Annotated in this window: 14 protein-coding genes; 11 read left to right on the forward strand and 3 right to left on the reverse strand. The window is 33.0% G+C overall.

The window, feature by feature from the left end; all coding sequences use genetic code 11:
• The first annotated feature begins 78 nt into the window (after positions 1–78).
• The 11 genes from ACN0WI_RS05895 to ACN0WI_RS05945 all read left to right on the forward strand — a co-directional run bounded on the left by ACN0WI_RS05895 (position 79) and on the right by ACN0WI_RS05945 (position 11476).
• Positions 79–444, forward strand: coding sequence for a BlaI/MecI/CopY family transcriptional regulator (locus ACN0WI_RS05895; RefSeq protein WP_417885722.1), 366 nt, complete (start codon positions 79–81; stop codon positions 442–444).
• Between the two features lie 50 nt (positions 445–494).
• Positions 495–2234 carry a M56 family metallopeptidase gene (locus ACN0WI_RS05900; RefSeq protein WP_417885723.1) on the forward strand — a complete coding sequence of 580 codons (1740 nt, stop codon included), beginning with the start codon at positions 495–497 and terminating at the stop codon, positions 2232–2234.
• 80 nt (positions 2235–2314) lie between these two features.
• On the forward strand, positions 2315–2467 hold the full coding sequence (locus ACN0WI_RS05905; protein WP_417885724.1) for an SsrA-binding protein: 153 nt from the start codon (positions 2315–2317) through the stop codon (positions 2465–2467).
• Positions 2468–2551: 84 nt separating this feature from the next.
• Positions 2552–3322 (forward strand): O-methyltransferase, encoded by a 771-nt coding sequence (locus ACN0WI_RS05910; RefSeq protein WP_417885725.1) that lies wholly within the window; start codon positions 2552–2554, stop codon positions 3320–3322.
• A 45-nt stretch (positions 3323–3367) separates the two neighbouring features.
• Positions 3368–4075 (forward strand): ABC transporter ATP-binding protein, encoded by a 708-nt coding sequence (locus ACN0WI_RS05915; RefSeq protein ID WP_417885726.1) that lies wholly within the window; start codon positions 3368–3370, stop codon positions 4073–4075.
• Between the two features lie 312 nt (positions 4076–4387).
• Positions 4388–4960, forward strand: a complete 573-nt coding sequence (locus tag ACN0WI_RS05920; RefSeq protein WP_417885727.1) for a cob(I)yrinic acid a,c-diamide adenosyltransferase — start codon at positions 4388–4390, stop codon at positions 4958–4960.
• A gap of 140 nt (positions 4961–5100) precedes the next feature.
• Positions 5101–5322 (forward strand): DUF2795 domain-containing protein, encoded by a 222-nt coding sequence (locus ACN0WI_RS05925; RefSeq protein ID WP_008272287.1) that lies wholly within the window; start codon positions 5101–5103, stop codon positions 5320–5322.
• Positions 5323–5415: 93 nt separating this feature from the next.
• Positions 5416–8787 carry a preprotein translocase subunit SecA gene (gene secA / locus ACN0WI_RS05930; protein WP_417885728.1) on the forward strand — a complete coding sequence of 1124 codons (3372 nt, stop codon included), beginning with the start codon at positions 5416–5418 and terminating at the stop codon, positions 8785–8787.
• 169 nt (positions 8788–8956) lie between these two features.
• Complete coding sequence (locus ACN0WI_RS05935) at positions 8957–10165, forward strand: multidrug effflux MFS transporter (protein ID WP_417885729.1); 1209 nt, start codon at positions 8957–8959, stop codon at positions 10163–10165.
• A 44-nt stretch (positions 10166–10209) separates the two neighbouring features.
• On the forward strand, positions 10210–11034 hold the full coding sequence (locus tag ACN0WI_RS05940; protein ID WP_417885730.1) for a hypothetical protein: 825 nt from the start codon (positions 10210–10212) through the stop codon (positions 11032–11034).
• A gap of 265 nt (positions 11035–11299) precedes the next feature.
• Positions 11300–11476 carry a histone H1 gene (locus tag ACN0WI_RS05945; protein ID WP_417885731.1) on the forward strand — a complete coding sequence of 59 codons (177 nt, stop codon included), beginning with the start codon at positions 11300–11302 and terminating at the stop codon, positions 11474–11476.
• 160 nt (positions 11477–11636) lie between these two features.
• Here ACN0WI_RS05945 and ACN0WI_RS05950 read toward each other — a convergent pair whose 3' ends face one another.
• Genes ACN0WI_RS05950 through ACN0WI_RS05960 form a run of 3 tightly spaced genes read right to left on the reverse strand, consistent with a single transcriptional unit; the run spans position 11637 to position 17119 of the window.
• Complete coding sequence (locus ACN0WI_RS05950; protein WP_417885732.1) at positions 11637–12971, reverse strand: family 43 glycosylhydrolase; 1335 nt, start codon at positions 12969–12971, stop codon at positions 11637–11639.
• Between the two features lie 11 nt (positions 12972–12982).
• On the reverse strand, positions 12983–15541 hold the full coding sequence (locus ACN0WI_RS05955) for a glycoside hydrolase family 9 protein (protein ID WP_417885733.1): 2559 nt from the start codon (positions 15539–15541) through the stop codon (positions 12983–12985).
• Positions 15542–15562: 21 nt separating this feature from the next.
• Positions 15563–17119 carry a glycoside hydrolase 43 family protein gene (locus ACN0WI_RS05960; protein WP_417885734.1) on the reverse strand — a complete coding sequence of 519 codons (1557 nt, stop codon included), beginning with the start codon at positions 17117–17119 and terminating at the stop codon, positions 15563–15565.
• Positions 17120–17210: the final 91 nt, after the last annotated feature.

Below are 17210 nucleotides of genomic sequence, written 5' to 3' on the forward strand. Positions count from 1 at the left end.
AAACATCCTTAAAAAATAGTTATATAACGATAATTTTAGTTATATTGCTTTTAATATGTACTTGAATTATATAATTCTATGGAAAAGTTAACGAATAAAGAAGAAGAAATTATGCGTATTCTCTGGGATTTAGAGAATGCTTTTGTCAAAGAAATTTTGCCTCATGTAACCGATAAAAAATTACATTACAATACAGTGTCTACTATTGTTAGAAAGTTGGAAGAAAAAAAATACGTAGCGCATAAAGCTTATGGTAAAACTCATCAATATTACCCCATAATTAGTAAAGAAGAATATCGGAAACAGTTTATGAAATTAGCTACCAAACGTTTTTTTGATAGTAGTTACAAAAGCGTCGTTTCTTTTTTCGCTAAAGAAGAAAAAATAAGCGCTAAAGAATTGCGTGAAATTTTAGACATTATTGAAAATAAAGAAGAACAATAACCTAACCTCATCATCTACAGAAAACGGCCAGTTAATTTAAAACATCGCTTATGGAAGATTTTATGTTTCACCTTCTGAAATCAGCCGGATTAATTACTATCTTTTTTGCATATTATCGGTTAGTATTAAAAAACCAGTCGATTATCCATAATCGCTTTTTCTTACTTTTTGGATTATTGGCAGCTATCGTACTACCATTCATTTATTTTACACAAAAAATCACGTTACTTACTAACCCTGCTGAAATAAATTATGAAACATATAGTAGCATAGCCTCTGCAAGTGATAATCAATCATATTCAATAATAGACAACCTGCCCTATTTAGTTTTCGGAATATACTTACTAGGAGTGGTATTCCTTCTTATAAAATTTATAGTTCAACTTAATAAACTTCAGAAGATATATATTACCGGTACTAGCTATACTAAAAACTCTTTATATTATATAGAAACTGAATTAAATATAAATCCGTTTTCATTTTTTAAAGGAATTTTCATTAATCCAAAAAAACACAATTCAACCGAGCTAAATTTTATTACAAAACACGAAGAAGCTCATGCTAAACAATGGCATTCTATCGATATTTTGTTTGCTCATTTTTGTTGCATCTTTACTTGGTTTAATCCATTCAGCTGGTTATATAAAAAGGAAATCAATAAAAATTTAGAGTTTTTAGCCGATCGAGAAGCGGCTGAAAAAGTTATGGATACTAAAGCATATCAAAAAACCTTACTTAAAATAAGCACTGGTTTTTCATTACAATTATCAAATCATTTTTATCAATCATTTATCAAAAAACGAATTCTTATGCTAAACAAACAATCGCAACCTGTTAAACAATGGAAGTTACTTTTAATTCTTCCCATTCTATGTACATTTATATATAGCTTCAATAGAAAAACAGAAACTGTATACGCTTCAAAAGCATCGGTAGCTAAAGAACAAAATCAGCAGCAAGATTCTATTTCAAATATTACTATTATTCAGCTGAAAAAGTCAAATACGCCCACACTTATTTCAGAAGAAAAAAAGAAATCAGAGACTACAAAAACAGAAACTAAACAGACGGTTACTCAATGCAGAAAAATTCTGTATTATATAAACGATGAACTAAAACCTGATAATTTCGACATTGCCCAAATAGATAAGGAAGATATTTTTTCTTTAAACATTTACAAATCTAAAGAGGAATTAATAAAGAGAAATGCAGCAGAATACGATGCTATTATAGACATTAAAACCAAAGATTACGTAAATAAAAAAGGAACTAACACCAAAAATGTAGTTATTTATAAAAGCAAAAAAAAAGTAAGATTTTCTTCTCAAAATGAAATTCCATTATTTGTGCTAAATGGAAAAATTATTTCTAAAAAAGAAATGAGTTCCATAGAACCAAAATCAATAAATAAAATTAATGTTCTTAAGGGCGAAAATGCAACTCGTAAATACGGCAAAAAAGGAACAAATGGAGTAGTACAAATTTATACCAAACAAGAACCGCAAGTTATAGTATTTACCATTACCGCTTCTACAACCGATGCTGCTTTACATAGTAATATAAAAAAACTGAAGGCTGATTTCGGAATTTTAATTGAAATAAAGCGCCTAAAAAGAAATAATAATCAGAAAATAAAATCGATCAAATTGAAAGCCAAAAAAGAAGAAAACAAAGGCTGGAAAAGTAGCTATAGCGCTTCGGATAGCGACCAAATTGATGACTTCTATATGATTTATAATAAAGCGGAGCATTCATTTACCATGACAAGCGATAAACCAAAAGCTAAATAAAAAACTCATGTTTTATTTAAAAAATTCTTTTTCAGATTATTAGCTTAACTTTGCTATTAGTATAATAAATGCTTTAAAAAATGAAAAAGAAGTTTTTTAAAACACTAGCTAAAATAAATAAAACACTATTACCTAGTTATAGCAAGCGCCAATTAGATTTAGCCAAAGCATCTAAACTTCAAATGGCTATTATAGGTTGGCGTACCTGGGTAACAAAGCAATCTTTAGATTAAATATCTCTTCAAAAAAATGGGTTATATACCTATTAAAATTCTGCTATAATTTAACTTTGCCGCTTTACTTTTAAATTACATCTCTTGCATCAAGCATTAGCATATTTTCGATTTTTGTGGAAATCTCAAAATCAGCATGGGCTGCACTCCCCTTTTGTGTACCAATTAGTAACTTGTTGTTTTTATGATAGAAAAAAATATCCAGCTTATAAAAAGCTTAAAAGCTATCGTTCTAAACTTTTAGCCAATAAAAATACTATTGAAGTAACCGATTTTGGTGCAGGCAGTCGTATTTTCAAAAGCAACACCCGAAAAATTTCGGAAATTTCTAAAATTGCCGGTATTACTAGAAAAAAAGCTAGATTCTTATTCCGGCTAACAAACTACTTAGAAATTAATAATTCTTTAGAATTGGGGACTTCTGTAGGAATAGCTACCGTAGCTATGGCATTAGCCAATCCTAAAAAAATAGTTACTATAGAGGGTTGCCCAGAAACAGCCGGTGTTGCTAGACAGTATTTTAAAGAATTCGACTTAAAAAATATCGATTCTCGAATAGGCAATTTCAAAAATTGTTTACCAAATTTGGCGAAAACAGAAAGTTTTGATCTTATTTATTTTGATGGCAACCATCAGAAAGAAGCCACACTTCAGTATTTTAATCAGCTAAAAAAAACCGCACATAACGATAGTATTTTTGTTTTTGACGATATTCATTTATCTCCTGAAATGGAAGAAACTTGGGAAAGTATAAAACAAGATCTGGACGTACAAGTAACCATAGATACATTTTATGTAGGACTTGTTTTTTTTAGAAAACAACAAGCAAAGCAGCATTTTACAATACGGTTGTAACAAACTATAAAACTTAGCGTCTTATAAGGCACAAAGCATTTTTGTATGAGCAAGAAAGTTATCGATATTAAAAATATCATTAGGAATTTTCCATTAGGTCAAGAAACAGTTAAGGTATTAAAAGGAATTGATCTTGAAATTTTACGAGGAGAATACGTAGCATTTATGGGCCCTTCAGGTTCCGGTAAATCTACTTTAATGAATTTATTAGGTTGTTTAGATACCCCTACCGCAGGAAGTTATATTCTTAACGGAAAAGATGTTAGTAAAATGTCTGATAGCGAACTTGCTGAAGTGCGTAATAAAGAAATAGGATTCGTTTTCCAAACGTTTAATTTACTTCCACGTGTTACTGCTTTAGATAATGTTGCATTACCTATGATTTATGCAGGATACTCTAAAAAAGATCGTAGTGAGCGAGCCAAAGAAGTTTTAGAAAATGTTGGTTTAGGAGATCGTACAGATCATAAACCCAATCAACTTTCCGGAGGGCAACGCCAAAGGGTTGCCGTAGGTAGAGCTTTAGTAAATAAGCCTTCCATTATTTTGGCTGATGAACCTACCGGAAACTTAGATTCTAAAACATCGGTAGAAATCATGAATTTATTTGACGAAATACACTCTGCCGGAAATACAGTTATTCTTGTAACTCACGAAGAGGATATTGCAGAACATGCCCACAGAATAATCAGGCTTCGAGATGGTCTTATCGAAAGTGATACCGTAAACGAAAATCCTATAAAATCATATTAATTTTTATAAGTAAAGGCTAAAGTCCTTTTTTGTGCTTACAAATTAACTAGTATCTTTGCACTATCAATTGTATATATAACAAGGTGTTACATTTAGATAGCGAAACATATATTTATCTTACTATTATAGCGGTTGGACTTTTAATTATGATTATTGGTTCCAAACAACGCAAAAAGCGTAAAAGTGAGCAGCTAAATTTCAGAAAAAGATATCAAAATCGAAAAAAAGAAGAAAAATCCGACAATCTCGATTAATTTCTACCAACACTTATTATTTTTCTAGTATGTTTACCTACCGGAAAAATTAAAACACATGAAAATTTATACAAAAACCGGAGATGAAGGGACTACTTCCCTACTTGGAGGAACCCGCGTACCGAAAAACCATGTCCGGATAGAAACCTACGGAACGGTGGACGAACTAAACGCACAAATTGGTTTGGTTCGAGATCAAAAAGTAGATAAAATTACCAAAGCTCATTTATTAGAAATTCAGCATAAGCTGTTTACTATTGGAGCAGAATTAGCAACCGATCCCGAAAAAGCTAAATTGAAAAACGGCAAATCTCGATTAAATATTCCGACTATTTCAGAAAATGATGTAACAGCATTAGAGCAAGAAATAGATCGTATGAATGCCGATCTTTCTGAAATGACACATTTTATACTTCCGGGAGGTCATCAAAGCGTGTCATTCTGTCACATAGCACGTTGTGTTTGTAGGAGAGCTGAGCGTTTAGCTACTGCCCTTTATAAAGAATCACATTTCGATATAGCTATTTTAAAATATTTAAATCGCTTATCCGATTATTTATTTGTACTGGCACGAATGTTGTCTAAACAATTGGGAACTGAAGAAATTAAATGGATTCCCAAACGATCTTAAAGTTTCCAAAACAGTAGTAATTTCTGTAAAAACAGGCTTACTTATTAAATGTTCTTTATAATACTGATAAAAATTAGACTTTTTTCTTTGATATTTCTGTAAAAAAATTATTTTTGCAGAAATTAAAAACGATTAACTAAATGTACTGGACTTTAGAATTAGCATCATATTTAAGCGATGCTCCATGGCCGGCCACCAAAGACGAGTTAATTGATTACGCTATCAGGACTGGAGCACCTCTTGAAGTTGTAGAAAACTTGCAGGCCATAGAAGACGAAGGTGACTCCTACGATTCGATAGAAGAAATTTGGCCAGATTATCCTACTGATGAGGATTATCTCTGGAACGAAGATGAATATTAAAAACAAAATATCGTACGATACGAAAAAGTCTCATTAATTTAATGAGGCTTTTTTTTTGTGTACCTTTGAAATTCCCTTATAAACAGAAAAACTATGAGTTTTTTAGAATCTGTATTGAAAGTATTTGTTGGAGACAAATCCAAGAAAGACGTTAAAGAAATACAACCCATTGTAGATAAAATTAAAGCGCTAGAGGCAGAATTTGAATCACTAACTCTCGATGAGCTTCGCGCTAAAACAGCTGAATTTAAATCTCAAATTGCGGAAGCTTTAAAAGATATAAATCAACAAATTGAAGATTTAGAAAACGAAGCAGAACAATCTAACGATATTACTCGTAAAGAAGATATCTATGCTGAAATTGACGGTTTAAAAGATAAAGCATACGAAATTTCTGAAGATGTATTAAACGAAATTTTACCGGCAGCTTTTGCAACTGTAAAAGAGACTGCTAAGCGTTTTGCAAATAACACTACTTTAGAAGTTACAGCTAGCGCTTACGATCGGGAGATTTCTGCTGAAAAAGATTATGTAACGCTTGAGGGCGATAAAGCGATCTGGCAAAACTCTTGGGATGCAGCTGGTAAACCAGTTACTTGGGATATGGTACATTACGATGTACAGCTTATTGGTGGTATTGCCATGCATCAAGGAAAAATTGCCGAAATGCAAACTGGTGAAGGGAAAACATTAGTAGCCACTTTACCAATGTATCTTAATGCACTTACCGGAAACGGAGTACATTTGGTAACCGTTAACGATTATTTGGCAAAACGTGATAGCGCTTGGATGGCTCCTTTATTCCAATTTCACGGTCTTACTATAGATTGTATTGATTATCACCGTCCAAACTCTGCAGCACGAAGAAAAGCTTATAATGCAGATATTACTTATGGAACAAATAACGAATTTGGTTTCGATTATTTGCGAGATAATATGTCACACTCTCCTAGTGATTTAGTACAACGTCCACACAATTATGCCATTGTGGATGAAGTGGATTCAGTATTAGTAGATGATGCTCGTACACCGTTAATTATTTCAGGTCCAATTCCTAAAGGAGATGTTCATGAATTCGATCAGCTAAAACCAGCTGTTGCGAATATTTTTGAAGTTCAAAGAAAAAAAGCCACTGAATTTTTACAAGCAGCTAAAAAATTAATAGCTGAAGGAAATGAGAAAGAAGGTGGTCTTCAATTATTACGTGCTTTTCGTGCACTTCCAAAGAATAAAGCTTTAATTAAGTATTTAAGTCAAGAAGGAATTAAACAATTACTTCAGAAGACAGAAAATCACTACATGCAGGACAACAACCGTGAAATGCCGAAAGTTGATGCCGAATTGTATTTTACTATTGAAGAAAAAAATAACCAGATCGATTTAACCGATAAAGGGATTGAATATCTATCTGGTAAAGATGACCCTGACTTTTTCGTGATGCCAGAAATTGGTATGGAAATCGCCAAAATCGAAAAAGAAGGATTATCTAAAGAAGAAGAAGCTGAAAAGAAAGAAGAACTTTTTAGAGATTACAGCGTAAAGAGCGAACGTATCCATACGCTTCGACAATTACTTAAAGCTTACACACTATTCGAAAAAGATACCGAATATGTAGTAATCGACAATAAAGTTAAAATTGTAGATGAGCAAACCGGTCGTATAATGGATGGACGTCGTTATAGTGACGGATTACACCAAGCGATTGAAGCAAAAGAAAATGTAAAAATTGAAGATGCTACACAAACTTTTGCAACAGTAACCCTTCAGAATTACTTTAGAATGTATCGTAAACTATCTGGTATGACGGGTACTGCGGTTACAGAAGCTGGAGAGTTCTGGGAAATATATAAATTAGACGTTGTTGAAATTCCTACAAATCGCCCAATTGCAAGAAACGATAAAGAAGATTTGGTTTACAAAACCAAGCGTGAAAAATATAATGCAGTTATAGACCATGTTACCGATCTTTCTAAAGCAGGAAGACCTGTTTTAATTGGTACTACTTCTGTAGAAATTTCTGAATTACTAAGTAGAATGCTTAAGCTTAGAAATGTACCACATAATGTATTAAATGCGAAATTGCATAAAAAAGAAGCTGATATTGTTGCAGAAGCTGGTAAATCCGGTATTGTAACTATTGCTACAAACATGGCAGGTCGTGGTACGGATATTAAACTTTCTAAAGAAGTAAAAGATGCCGGTGGTTTAGCAATTATTGGTACAGAGCGTCACGATTCACGTCGTGTCGATCGCCAGTTAAGAGGTCGTGCCGGACGTCAAGGAGATCCGGGTAGCTCTCAATTTTATGTTTCTTTAGAAGATAACTTAATGCGTTTATTTGGTTCGGAAAGAATTGCAAAATTAATGGACCGCATGGGGCTTGAAGAAGGAGAGGTTATTCAGCATGGAATGATTTCAAAATCTATTGAAAGAGCTCAGAAAAAAGTGGAGGAAAACAACTTCGGAATTCGTAAACGTCTATTAGAGTATGATGATGTAATGAATGCGCAACGTGAGGTAATCTACAAACGTAGATACCATGCTTTATATGGAGAACGCTTACGAGTGGATTTAGCAAACATGATTTTCGATATTTCAGAATTAATTTCTGAAACCAATAAACAAGCTTCAGATTTTAAAAATTTCGAATTTGAATTAATTCGTTATTTTTCAATGAGTTCTCCAATTACCGAAGAAGATTTTGGAAAAATGAATGCTCAAAAAATTACTGCTGAAGTTTATAAAGCCGCTTACGAAAATTATCAGGCTAAAATGAAGTATAGCGCTGATAGAGCATTCCCGGTAATTAAGCAAGTTTATGAAGATGAGAATAATAACTTTGAACGTATTTCAGTACCATTTTCAGATGGACAAAAAACACTTCAAGTAGTAACAAATCTTGAAAAAGCTTACGAGACACAAGGAGAACAACTCGTTAAAGATTTCGAGAAAAATATTACACTAGCTATTATCGATGATGCTTGGAAAACTCACCTTCGCAAAATGGATGAGCTAAAACAAAGTGTTCAGTTAGCCGTTCACGAACAAAAAGATCCGTTACTTATTTATAAATTTGAAGCTTTTGAACTTTTCAAAAGTATGATTGAAGATGTAAACAGAGATGTTATTTCTTTCTTATCTAAAGGAGAAATTCCTGAAGGAAATGTTTCTAACATTAGTGAAGCTAGAAAACAACGCCAAGAAAAAGTAGAAACTACTAAAGAAGAAATACAGAATCTAGACGAACGTGCTGCTCAAAGTAGAGCTGCTGGTCAATCAGCAAGTAATGCAGGTGCAAATAGGCCTCCAATTACAGAAACTATTGTTCGAGAACAACCAAAAATTGGTAGAAACGATAGAGTTACTATAAAGCATGTTACTAAAGGTGAAAACAAAACTTTAAAATTTAAACAAGCTATACCGCTATTAGAAAGTGGAGATTGGGTTTTAGTAGAAAAAAACTAAATTCAATTATATAGAATTTTACTAAAAATAGGATCGAAATTAAATAATTTCGATCCTATTTTTATTTATAAAATTACAATAAAACTAGGCTAATTATTCCACTATTAATCTTTAGTTAAAACGTATTAGCTTTCTTCATAAGGAAGGTATACTTTCCGAAATTTGCAAAATGAATCAAACAACAACTCGAGATAAAAAGAAAGAGTTATTAATACTCATTGTATTAGGTACTTTAATTGCTTTAGGCCCTTTTTCAATAGACTCTTATCTCCCTGGATTTAAAGATATAGCCAAAGATTTTAGCATTCCGGTTGGAAGGGTTGGGATTACGCTTACCAGTTATTTTGTTGGTATTTCATTAGGGCAATTAGCCTATGGCCCTATTATGGATAAATTCGGAAGAAAACGTCCCTTACAAATTGGTTTAATACTTTATATTATAGCTGCCGCTGCTTGCTTCATGGCTAATAGCCTTATTTTTTTAGTTATAGCTCGTTTCTTCTTAGCCATGGGAGCTTCTGCAGGTATGGTTGCTTCTAAAGCAATTGTGCGAGATATTTTTCCTGTTGAAGAAGTAGCTAGTGCTATTTCTATTTTAATGCTAATAATGGGAGGTGCACCAATTATAGCCCCAACAATTGGAGGTTTTATAATTGAACATTATGGTTGGGAAAGTATTTTCTTGTTTATGGGAAGTTTTGCAATTCTTATGCTTATTAGTGTTTCTTCATTTTTGCCGGAAAGCATGGCTCCAAATAATTTAGTAAAATTACAACCCAAAGATGTTTTCCAAAAATATGTAGGGATTTTTAAAGATTCTAGATTTTTAAACTTTGCCTTATCGGGTAGTTTTGCAATTGGAGGTATGTTTGCTTACATCTCTGCAGCACCAAAATTGTTTATGAATATTTTTGAACTCTCGAAAAGTGAATTTGGTATCCTTTTCGGGATAAATGCGGCAGGTTTAATTTTAGGAAGCCAAGTAAACCGATTTTTTCTTAAAAAGTTCACTACATTACAAGTAACCATATTTAATAGTATATTTTTAGTACTACTAGCAAGTTTATTTTTGGTAAATGCAATAATTGGAGCTACTTTTTATGTAACAGTTGGGCTACTCTTCCTAATTTTATTTCTTTTAGGCTTTCAAAATCCTAATACAACCGCCTTATCCTTACAACCCTTTACAAAAAGAGCTGGTCGTGCTTCTGCTTTAATCGGAAGTTTAAAAATGATTATGGGAGCACTAACTTCCTATATAATTAGTCAATTTACTGCGGATAGCTTACTCCCTTTAGCGATTTTAATAGTAGTAGCATTTGGAATTAGCTTTCTGTTACTTTTAAAATTCATTCATAAAAAAAAGATTATTGATTAAGTTTTGAAGGAATTTAAATACTTATTACCTACTATAAATAGAAAATGAAACTACCTGAAAATATAAATCAAATCTCGACAGATTTTAATATAGAAGTTGGAACGTACCCCCCAAACGGTTTTTTGAAATTTGCTGAAGCTAGCTTAGGAAATGGAGATTATTTTGGGCTTTATTGGGAATTTGGTAAAGAAAATCAAGAACCTACAGTTTTCGAAATGATTCATGATGAAGGAATTATTGTTCCAAGATTTTCAAATTTAAATAAATTTCTAGAATGGTATCGAGTAAATAATTTTGATTGGGGTGAAAATGAAATTAATGATGAGCAATTTGTTTTAAATTTTTTACATAAAGGAAATGAACAATTAAAACAAAATAATCCCGAAAAAGCTATTAAATTTTATAAGCAGAGTACCAATAGTTTTGGAGAACTGAGTGAAAATTGGTTTAAGCTAGCTACACAACAAAAAAGAATTGGAAATGAGTTAGAATTTCAACAAAACTTAATTAACGCTATTCTATCAAATTGGGCTATCGAATTTCCTTCTCAAAATGCAATCAGAATGATGAAAAATTTAAATCCTATTGAAAAATTTAAAAAGCATCCCTTAATCAAAAATCGTGAAAAATTACAATTCAGTTTTGGAGGTACAAAAGAAAATAATGAATACTTAATAATTCATGAAATTATAACAGAACTTACTGAAATTGGTGACCTCAACAAAGCTTTAGTACTAGAGCAAAATTATGCATTGATGATGCATTGGGAAACAGCTTCATTTCAAGAACGGTATCATTTCAATAGTGAACAATGGAGAACTGATTTTAAAAAGAAAACTAGTAAACGCTTAACAATAAATGCTGGATAATTTTATAATCAGATTCACAATTAAATCCACTGTATTATTCTTTTTTATGATATTTTACTTTTTTAAGTTTAAAAAAAGTTATCTCAATAGGAACTTAATGAATAACTAATATTTAATTTATAAAATTAGTTATTCTTACCAGTATTCATTATTTAATCTGACACAAAACCTAACTAAAATAATTATAACGCTCAAAAATGAGCCTAAAATTAAGTAGTTTCAAAATATTCTTATATTTTCGCTAATTCAAAATCAAATTTTAACTATGAAAGAATTAATCGAAAACATCCAAAACACTTTTGAATCATTTCAATCTGATGCTAACACACAATTAGAAAGTGGAAATAAAAGTGCGGGGACAAGAGCAAGAAAATCTTCTTTAGCTTTAGAAAAACTTTTAAAAGAATTCCGTAAAGTTTCTATTGCTGAATCTAAAAAATAATTTTCGATCTATCGAAAACAAAAAAAGCCCTGAAATTCAGGGCTTTTTTGTATATAATTTTTTAATTTTATCTAAAACTCCTCTAATAATTAGAAAACACAAATTATTTTCAAAATAGCTTTTGTTTGTTGAAATTGGAGACTCCTCTTATATCCAATCTTTATTTAAAGCTTAACCAATCAATTTTCACCTTGCCACTTTTCAGTAATAGCAAGATATTGTGCTTTCCAGATTGATATTTTTTAAGCTTTATTTCTAAAGTATTGAATCCTTCTGTTTTTGAGAAAGGCACTTTTGAAAGTAAAGTACGATTTTTATCATCAAACCTCATTTCTAAAATTCCATCAGTTTCCGCAGCCATTCTTAACTGTATTGTATCTAGATCTTTTTCCATTTCTACGAAATTAAACCTAACCCAACTGCCAGTATGATTTAGCACCACATGCCAGCCTTCAAACGAATATTCTTGATTATTGAAAGCAATTTTTGCATCTTCACTTTTTGCGCTATATCGGTCTAATTGAATTTTATCTGTTGCCTTAACTACTCCAACACCTCGCAGAGTAGGTTTCACTTTATTGATTTTACCAGTGGTATCAAAAGATAAACTATCTGCTCTAATTGATCTAAGTTTATCAAATTCTGGAGAATAATCATTATGGTGATAAAAAAGGTACCACTGACTCTTATAATTAACGATAGAATGGTGATTTGTCCAACATCCTGATGGAGATTCATCCATAATTACTCCTTGAACTTCAAACGGTCCAGTAGGTGAAGGAGCAGTTGCATACTCCAATCGTTCTGTTTTATTAGCTACATGCGGATAAGTTAAATAATAAGTACCGTTTCTTTCAAAAACAAACGGGCCTTCTTTTAATCCTTCAGTAGGCAAATTAAGAATCTCTACAGGTTCTTCAGCTAATTCTTTCATATTGTCTTTCAACTTTGCTACATAGAAGTTGCGAGCAGACCAATACAAATAGGCTGTACCATCTTTATCGATAAAAACATTCGGATCGATACCATTAACTCCATCAATAGGTTTCTCTTCAATTTTGTAGGGGCCTTCAGGCTTTTGAGCCACAGCGACACCTATTGCAAACCCTTTGGTATTTACGTTATTCTTAGGCATTGATGGGAAGTAAAAATAATATTTGCTATTTTTCTCTACACAATCTGGAGCCCACATGCTGTAAGAATCTGAAGCTACCCAATCTACCTCATCTTGGCTCACTATTACCCCGTGATCCTCCCAATTAGTCAGGTTAGAAGAGGAAAAAACATGATAATCGGACATATTAAACCAATCTTTACGGCCTTCTCCTTCGGGAGGAACGATATCATGAGAAGGAAAAACATAAATTTTTCCTTCAAAAACTCGGGCAGTTGGATCTGCAGTAAACTGATCATGAATCAGAGGATTTTGTGCAAAACTATCAGTTATAAGAAATAAAATTCCAAACAGAAAAGTATAATTTAATTTAGGACTCATTTTTTTCAATATTAATTAGTTGAATTGGAAAGTTTTCCAGCAGCAACTCCCAACAAAATATAATCAGCACTTCCGCCCACAGTTACCTCATTCTCTCCCCATAGAAAAGGCCAATTTTCTTTATTTTCGGGAAAATCTGGCTGTAAAAGCAACAATCCCGGTACAATTCCTCCAGCAATGAAGCTAAAATCTGCTCTATTATTTCCGTAGGTAACTTTTTTGGAGCGTGTACCTACTCCCGAAACAAAGGAAATGTTGGAATAAGGGTGGCATCCAAATATATAATTCAATCCTTTATACATATTTTCAGCACTTATAATATCAGGAAAGTATTGATGCGCAAAATAGTTTGTGGTCGCCCAGTTTACTATTTGTCCATTTCCGCCCCAACCTTTTCCGGTAATTGGAACACCGTAAGGATTCTCTTCAGCATATTTTTCATTCATATTCTTAAACTTCACAATATAATCTCGAAGCTTATTTTTATAAGCTGCATCCATATAAGGGACTGCTTCTAGTGCAAGGGTCATTCCTAACATTTCGGGGGTTTCTAAACTGCCCCAGATAGAGTCTTTAAAGGTTTTTGCATACTGCTCCTCTTTAGTGGTAATATACAACTGAAGTGCTGCCGAATTTAATAAACTGCTACTCCATCTAGAAGTAAATCGCGAAGTATCAACTTCTTTCATATATTTACGCTCTTCCCATAACTTTTTAGCATATTGGAGAGAACTCTCAGCTAATGTATCATTATATTTTTTTAGGCTTCTGCTTGCTGCGGCTAGGGCTGCTGAAGTATAATAATCCAGATATGCACGTCTTTCAGTAAACGCCCAACGGTCGTCCATTCTTCCGCTATATTTTTCATTTTTTTCAAATGGTTTCATATTTGGGTCATACAGAAGATTATCCGTTTCAGTGGAAGCATCTCCTAAATGATGGTACTGATGAAGCTTCGGAACAATAATTCCTCGAACGGGATGTCCTATATTTCTCACCTGAGCTACTAAATTAAGCGTTCCATGCTCTATTTGTTGTAAAAGATCTGGTGTACCATCAGGTCGGTGAATATCTACATAGCGGTTTTTTTGATTTATATAAGTCTCATCTCGATCGATGCCAAATTTCTCCCAAGTGGATACTAGTGATAAAATGGTATTACAATGAGAACCAGTTTGAATATCAAAATCCCCAGCATCAAACCATCCACCAACACTTAAACCTGGAATATGTTCATAAGGTTTATACTTGGTATCAGTAGTATCACCCATACTATATCCATCAAAATGCTCTTGATTTAAAGGTGCTTGTAATGCATCATCTAAGAATGGAACTCCGTGCCAGGTTCTGTAAGCTTCATTTACCTCCATATGGTCCATAGCTACGGGAAACCAAACATCTAGCGTAGAGTGCCAAATGTCATGATATACATTTTGTTTAATAGGGAATACATTTGTTCTTTCATTTTCATATTCAATCATGTACAATCCTGGCTCTTTTACTGAAGAGAAATCAAACTGCCCATAATTATAACGCATAAATTTTCCCCATTCTTTTACTTCTCCTTCAAACTTCTTAACATATTCACCATTAGAATTAATCTTATAAAGAGTAGCCGATTTTAAAGGAACATCATTTTTATCCAATTCTATAACCGCTACTTTTTGTTGCTCTGGAAGATAGCCTACTTGGGAAAAACCAATTACGGGGTCTCGTTTCCAGTTTTTCGGTGCATTAGGCTCAATATACCAAGAAAGTACATTTCCGGTTTTATCTTTTGGAAATACACTTCTTACTATAAACCATCCATTCTGTGCAAGATTCCGACCGTCAAATAAACTAATTTTAGTTTCTTTAGATTCAATTTTTATAAGGTTTTTAGGATCTTCAGGAGCCAAAACTATTTTATTCCCTGAGGCTAAAGGCTCTGGTGCTATATATTCATTCCTTCCACGATCGTCAAATGTATTATGATCTGCAAACTGACGAATTTTTTCATCGGCAGATTTAATTTTAGTATTTCCTGAAGGATAGAGTGGAAAAACATATGGAGTTCCATCAACAAGATATGCTTTCTCAAAATAAGCAGCAGGTAAAAACTCCAAATTAAAACCCGCCATTCCTTTCAGTTTTTCAGGAAGAGGCTCGTCTAGAAAAACATTAATTTCAACACCTTTACCCTTTGAACTCACCCTTACTCTTGAATAAAAATTGAATTCCTCATAAAGCAATTTTATTTCGATACTGTTATTTTCCTTATCTACCTTACGATCTACCAGTTTTGGCACCAAATCCCACTGTTCTGGAGTATTCTGAAGGCGAACTGCTCCACCAGTAGCTGTACGTTCTCCATGTTGAATTAATTCAATACCTGCTGTTTTTTCGTCAAAAAACATTCCATTATACTCATTACTAAAAACAAGAATATTAACACCTTGTTTTTCAAAATATCCCAGATCATTAACTTTAAGCTCCTGTGCGTTTGTAAAGTTTATTTCAAAAAATAAACTAAAAACAAACAACAACCCGATATTCGCAAACTTGTAAAAAATTGGTCGTTGATTTTTCATAATGGTTGGTTTAGTTGAATATTATTTAATTTCATCATCGATACTGAAATAATCAAAATCGGCATAACCCCCGGCGATCTTGGTAGCATAGTTAAACAGCGCGTATCGATATCCCATAAATTGTCCTAGGGTATATTCCATTTTTAAAGGTTCTCCAATTTCTTTCCAGTTTTCGCCATTTTCAGAATAATAAAAGCGTGCGATGTCTTTTCGATTTTTAAAGTCACAGGTAATTTTAAAGCATATATCGTTTCCATTATAGGGAATTTCTTCTATCACTTTTCCATCACGTCCCTTAACCATTTGAATGCTTTTTTTACCATTTTCTAACTTAACCGCTACATAACCATATTTATCCTGAAGCACACCAAAACCAGCAATATCACCATTTTTTAGTCCAGAAAGATCTAACGAAGTTTCTCCTGTACTCTTAGGCCCAATGGTACGTTGAGTCAATGTATTTCTGGTGGTTATAAAAGATGTATCAATCCTCCCTGTGGTAAGCCTTAGATAACCTTCACGCTCATCAAAACTCCATAAATCATTTTGTGGATTATGGTTCCATTGCCAAACCAATGGCAATTTTTTATCGTTTTTGTTTCTACTAAAATCATCAGAATTTACAATATCTGGAATGAGACTTTTGTTAGCAGGAAGATCAAGCTCCATAGGAACTTTGCCATCTTCACCCAATATAGGCCAGTCATTCTCCCATTTAACCGGAACGAGATAAGGAATTCTGCCTACCGCTCCATTATCCCGGAATAAATATGCATACCAGTCACCTGAAGGAGTATCTATTAAACCTCCTTGTGCCACACCTTTATCCTGTAAAGCCAGTTCTCCTTCGTAAGGTCCCATGATATTGTCCGCACGATGAATAACAACAGTTCGCATGCTTCCCTGTGGCCAGGTTATATTAAATAAATAATATTTACCATTTATCTTGAATAGCTGAGAGCCTTCTGCCTTTAACATAATATTATTTCCGGCAGGTGCACTCGCATTCTCAATCAAAATCTTTTCGCTACCAGGAACAGGACCAGAAAGGTCATTTTTTAATTGAACAATTCTAAGTTCACCCGCAGCATAGATCATATAAATTTTACCATCATCATCAAAAAACAACGTATTGTCATGAAAACTTGGTTTAAAGGAATGCTTTTCCCATGCTCCATTCTCAATATCCTTAGTAGTATAGATATAGGTTTTTCCGGTAGTACTAGAAAAAGTCGAAACGTAGTAAATGCCTTTATGATATCTTAAACTACTGGCCCAAGACCCCTTACCATAGGCATTTTTGCCGTTTTCCATATTTAGCGCATCGGTATCATCTAAGATATCATAAGCATAGTTTACAATTTTCCAATTCGTGAGGTCTTTAGATTTCATGATGGGTACTCCAGGGCTCATATGCATCGTGGTACTGCTCATATAATAATTGTCTCCCACTCGAATCATGGAAAGATCCGGCACGTCAGCATGAATTATCGGGTTAATCGATTTTTGCTGCGTAAAACCTTGAATAGAAAAAAGCAAACAGCTAATTAGAATACTAAATTTTCTTACGATCATCATTGGTTATTTTTTATCTTTTAAAACAAAAGTTTTTGTGAGAGGATTTTTCTAAAAATCTTTTATAATTCTATCTCAACAAGGGCAATACTAA

The organism is Zunongwangia sp., from assembly GCF_048269745.1.
Taxonomy (GTDB): Bacteria; Bacteroidota; Bacteroidia; order Flavobacteriales; family Flavobacteriaceae; genus Zunongwangia.

Coding starts and splice junctions, on each gene's coding strand:
- ACN0WI_RS05895 (WP_417885722.1), top strand. CDS start 79: ATGGAAAAGTTAACGAATAAAGAAGAAGAAATTATGCGTATTCTCTGG.
- ACN0WI_RS05900 (WP_417885723.1), top strand. CDS start 495: ATGGAAGATTTTATGTTTCACCTTCTGAAATCAGCCGGATTAATTACT.
- ACN0WI_RS05905 (WP_417885724.1), top strand. CDS start 2,315: ATGAAAAAGAAGTTTTTTAAAACACTAGCTAAAATAAATAAAACACTA.
- ACN0WI_RS05915 (WP_417885726.1), top strand. CDS start 3,368: ATGAGCAAGAAAGTTATCGATATTAAAAATATCATTAGGAATTTTCCA.
- ACN0WI_RS05920 (WP_417885727.1), top strand. CDS start 4,388: ATGAAAATTTATACAAAAACCGGAGATGAAGGGACTACTTCCCTACTT.
- ACN0WI_RS05925 (WP_008272287.1), top strand. CDS start 5,101: ATGTACTGGACTTTAGAATTAGCATCATATTTAAGCGATGCTCCATGG.
- secA (WP_417885728.1), top strand. CDS start 5,416: ATGAGTTTTTTAGAATCTGTATTGAAAGTATTTGTTGGAGACAAATCC.
- ACN0WI_RS05935 (WP_417885729.1), top strand. CDS start 8,957: ATGAATCAAACAACAACTCGAGATAAAAAGAAAGAGTTATTAATACTC.
- ACN0WI_RS05940 (WP_417885730.1), top strand. CDS start 10,210: ATGAAACTACCTGAAAATATAAATCAAATCTCGACAGATTTTAATATA.
- ACN0WI_RS05945 (WP_417885731.1), top strand. CDS start 11,300: ATGAAAGAATTAATCGAAAACATCCAAAACACTTTTGAATCATTTCAA.
- ACN0WI_RS05950 (WP_417885732.1), bottom strand. CDS start 12,971: ATGAGTCCTAAATTAAATTATACTTTTCTGTTTGGAATTTTATTTCTT.
- ACN0WI_RS05955 (WP_417885733.1), bottom strand. CDS start 15,541: ATGAAAAATCAACGACCAATTTTTTACAAGTTTGCGAATATCGGGTTG.
- ACN0WI_RS05960 (WP_417885734.1), bottom strand. CDS start 17,119: ATGATGATCGTAAGAAAATTTAGTATTCTAATTAGCTGTTTGCTTTTT.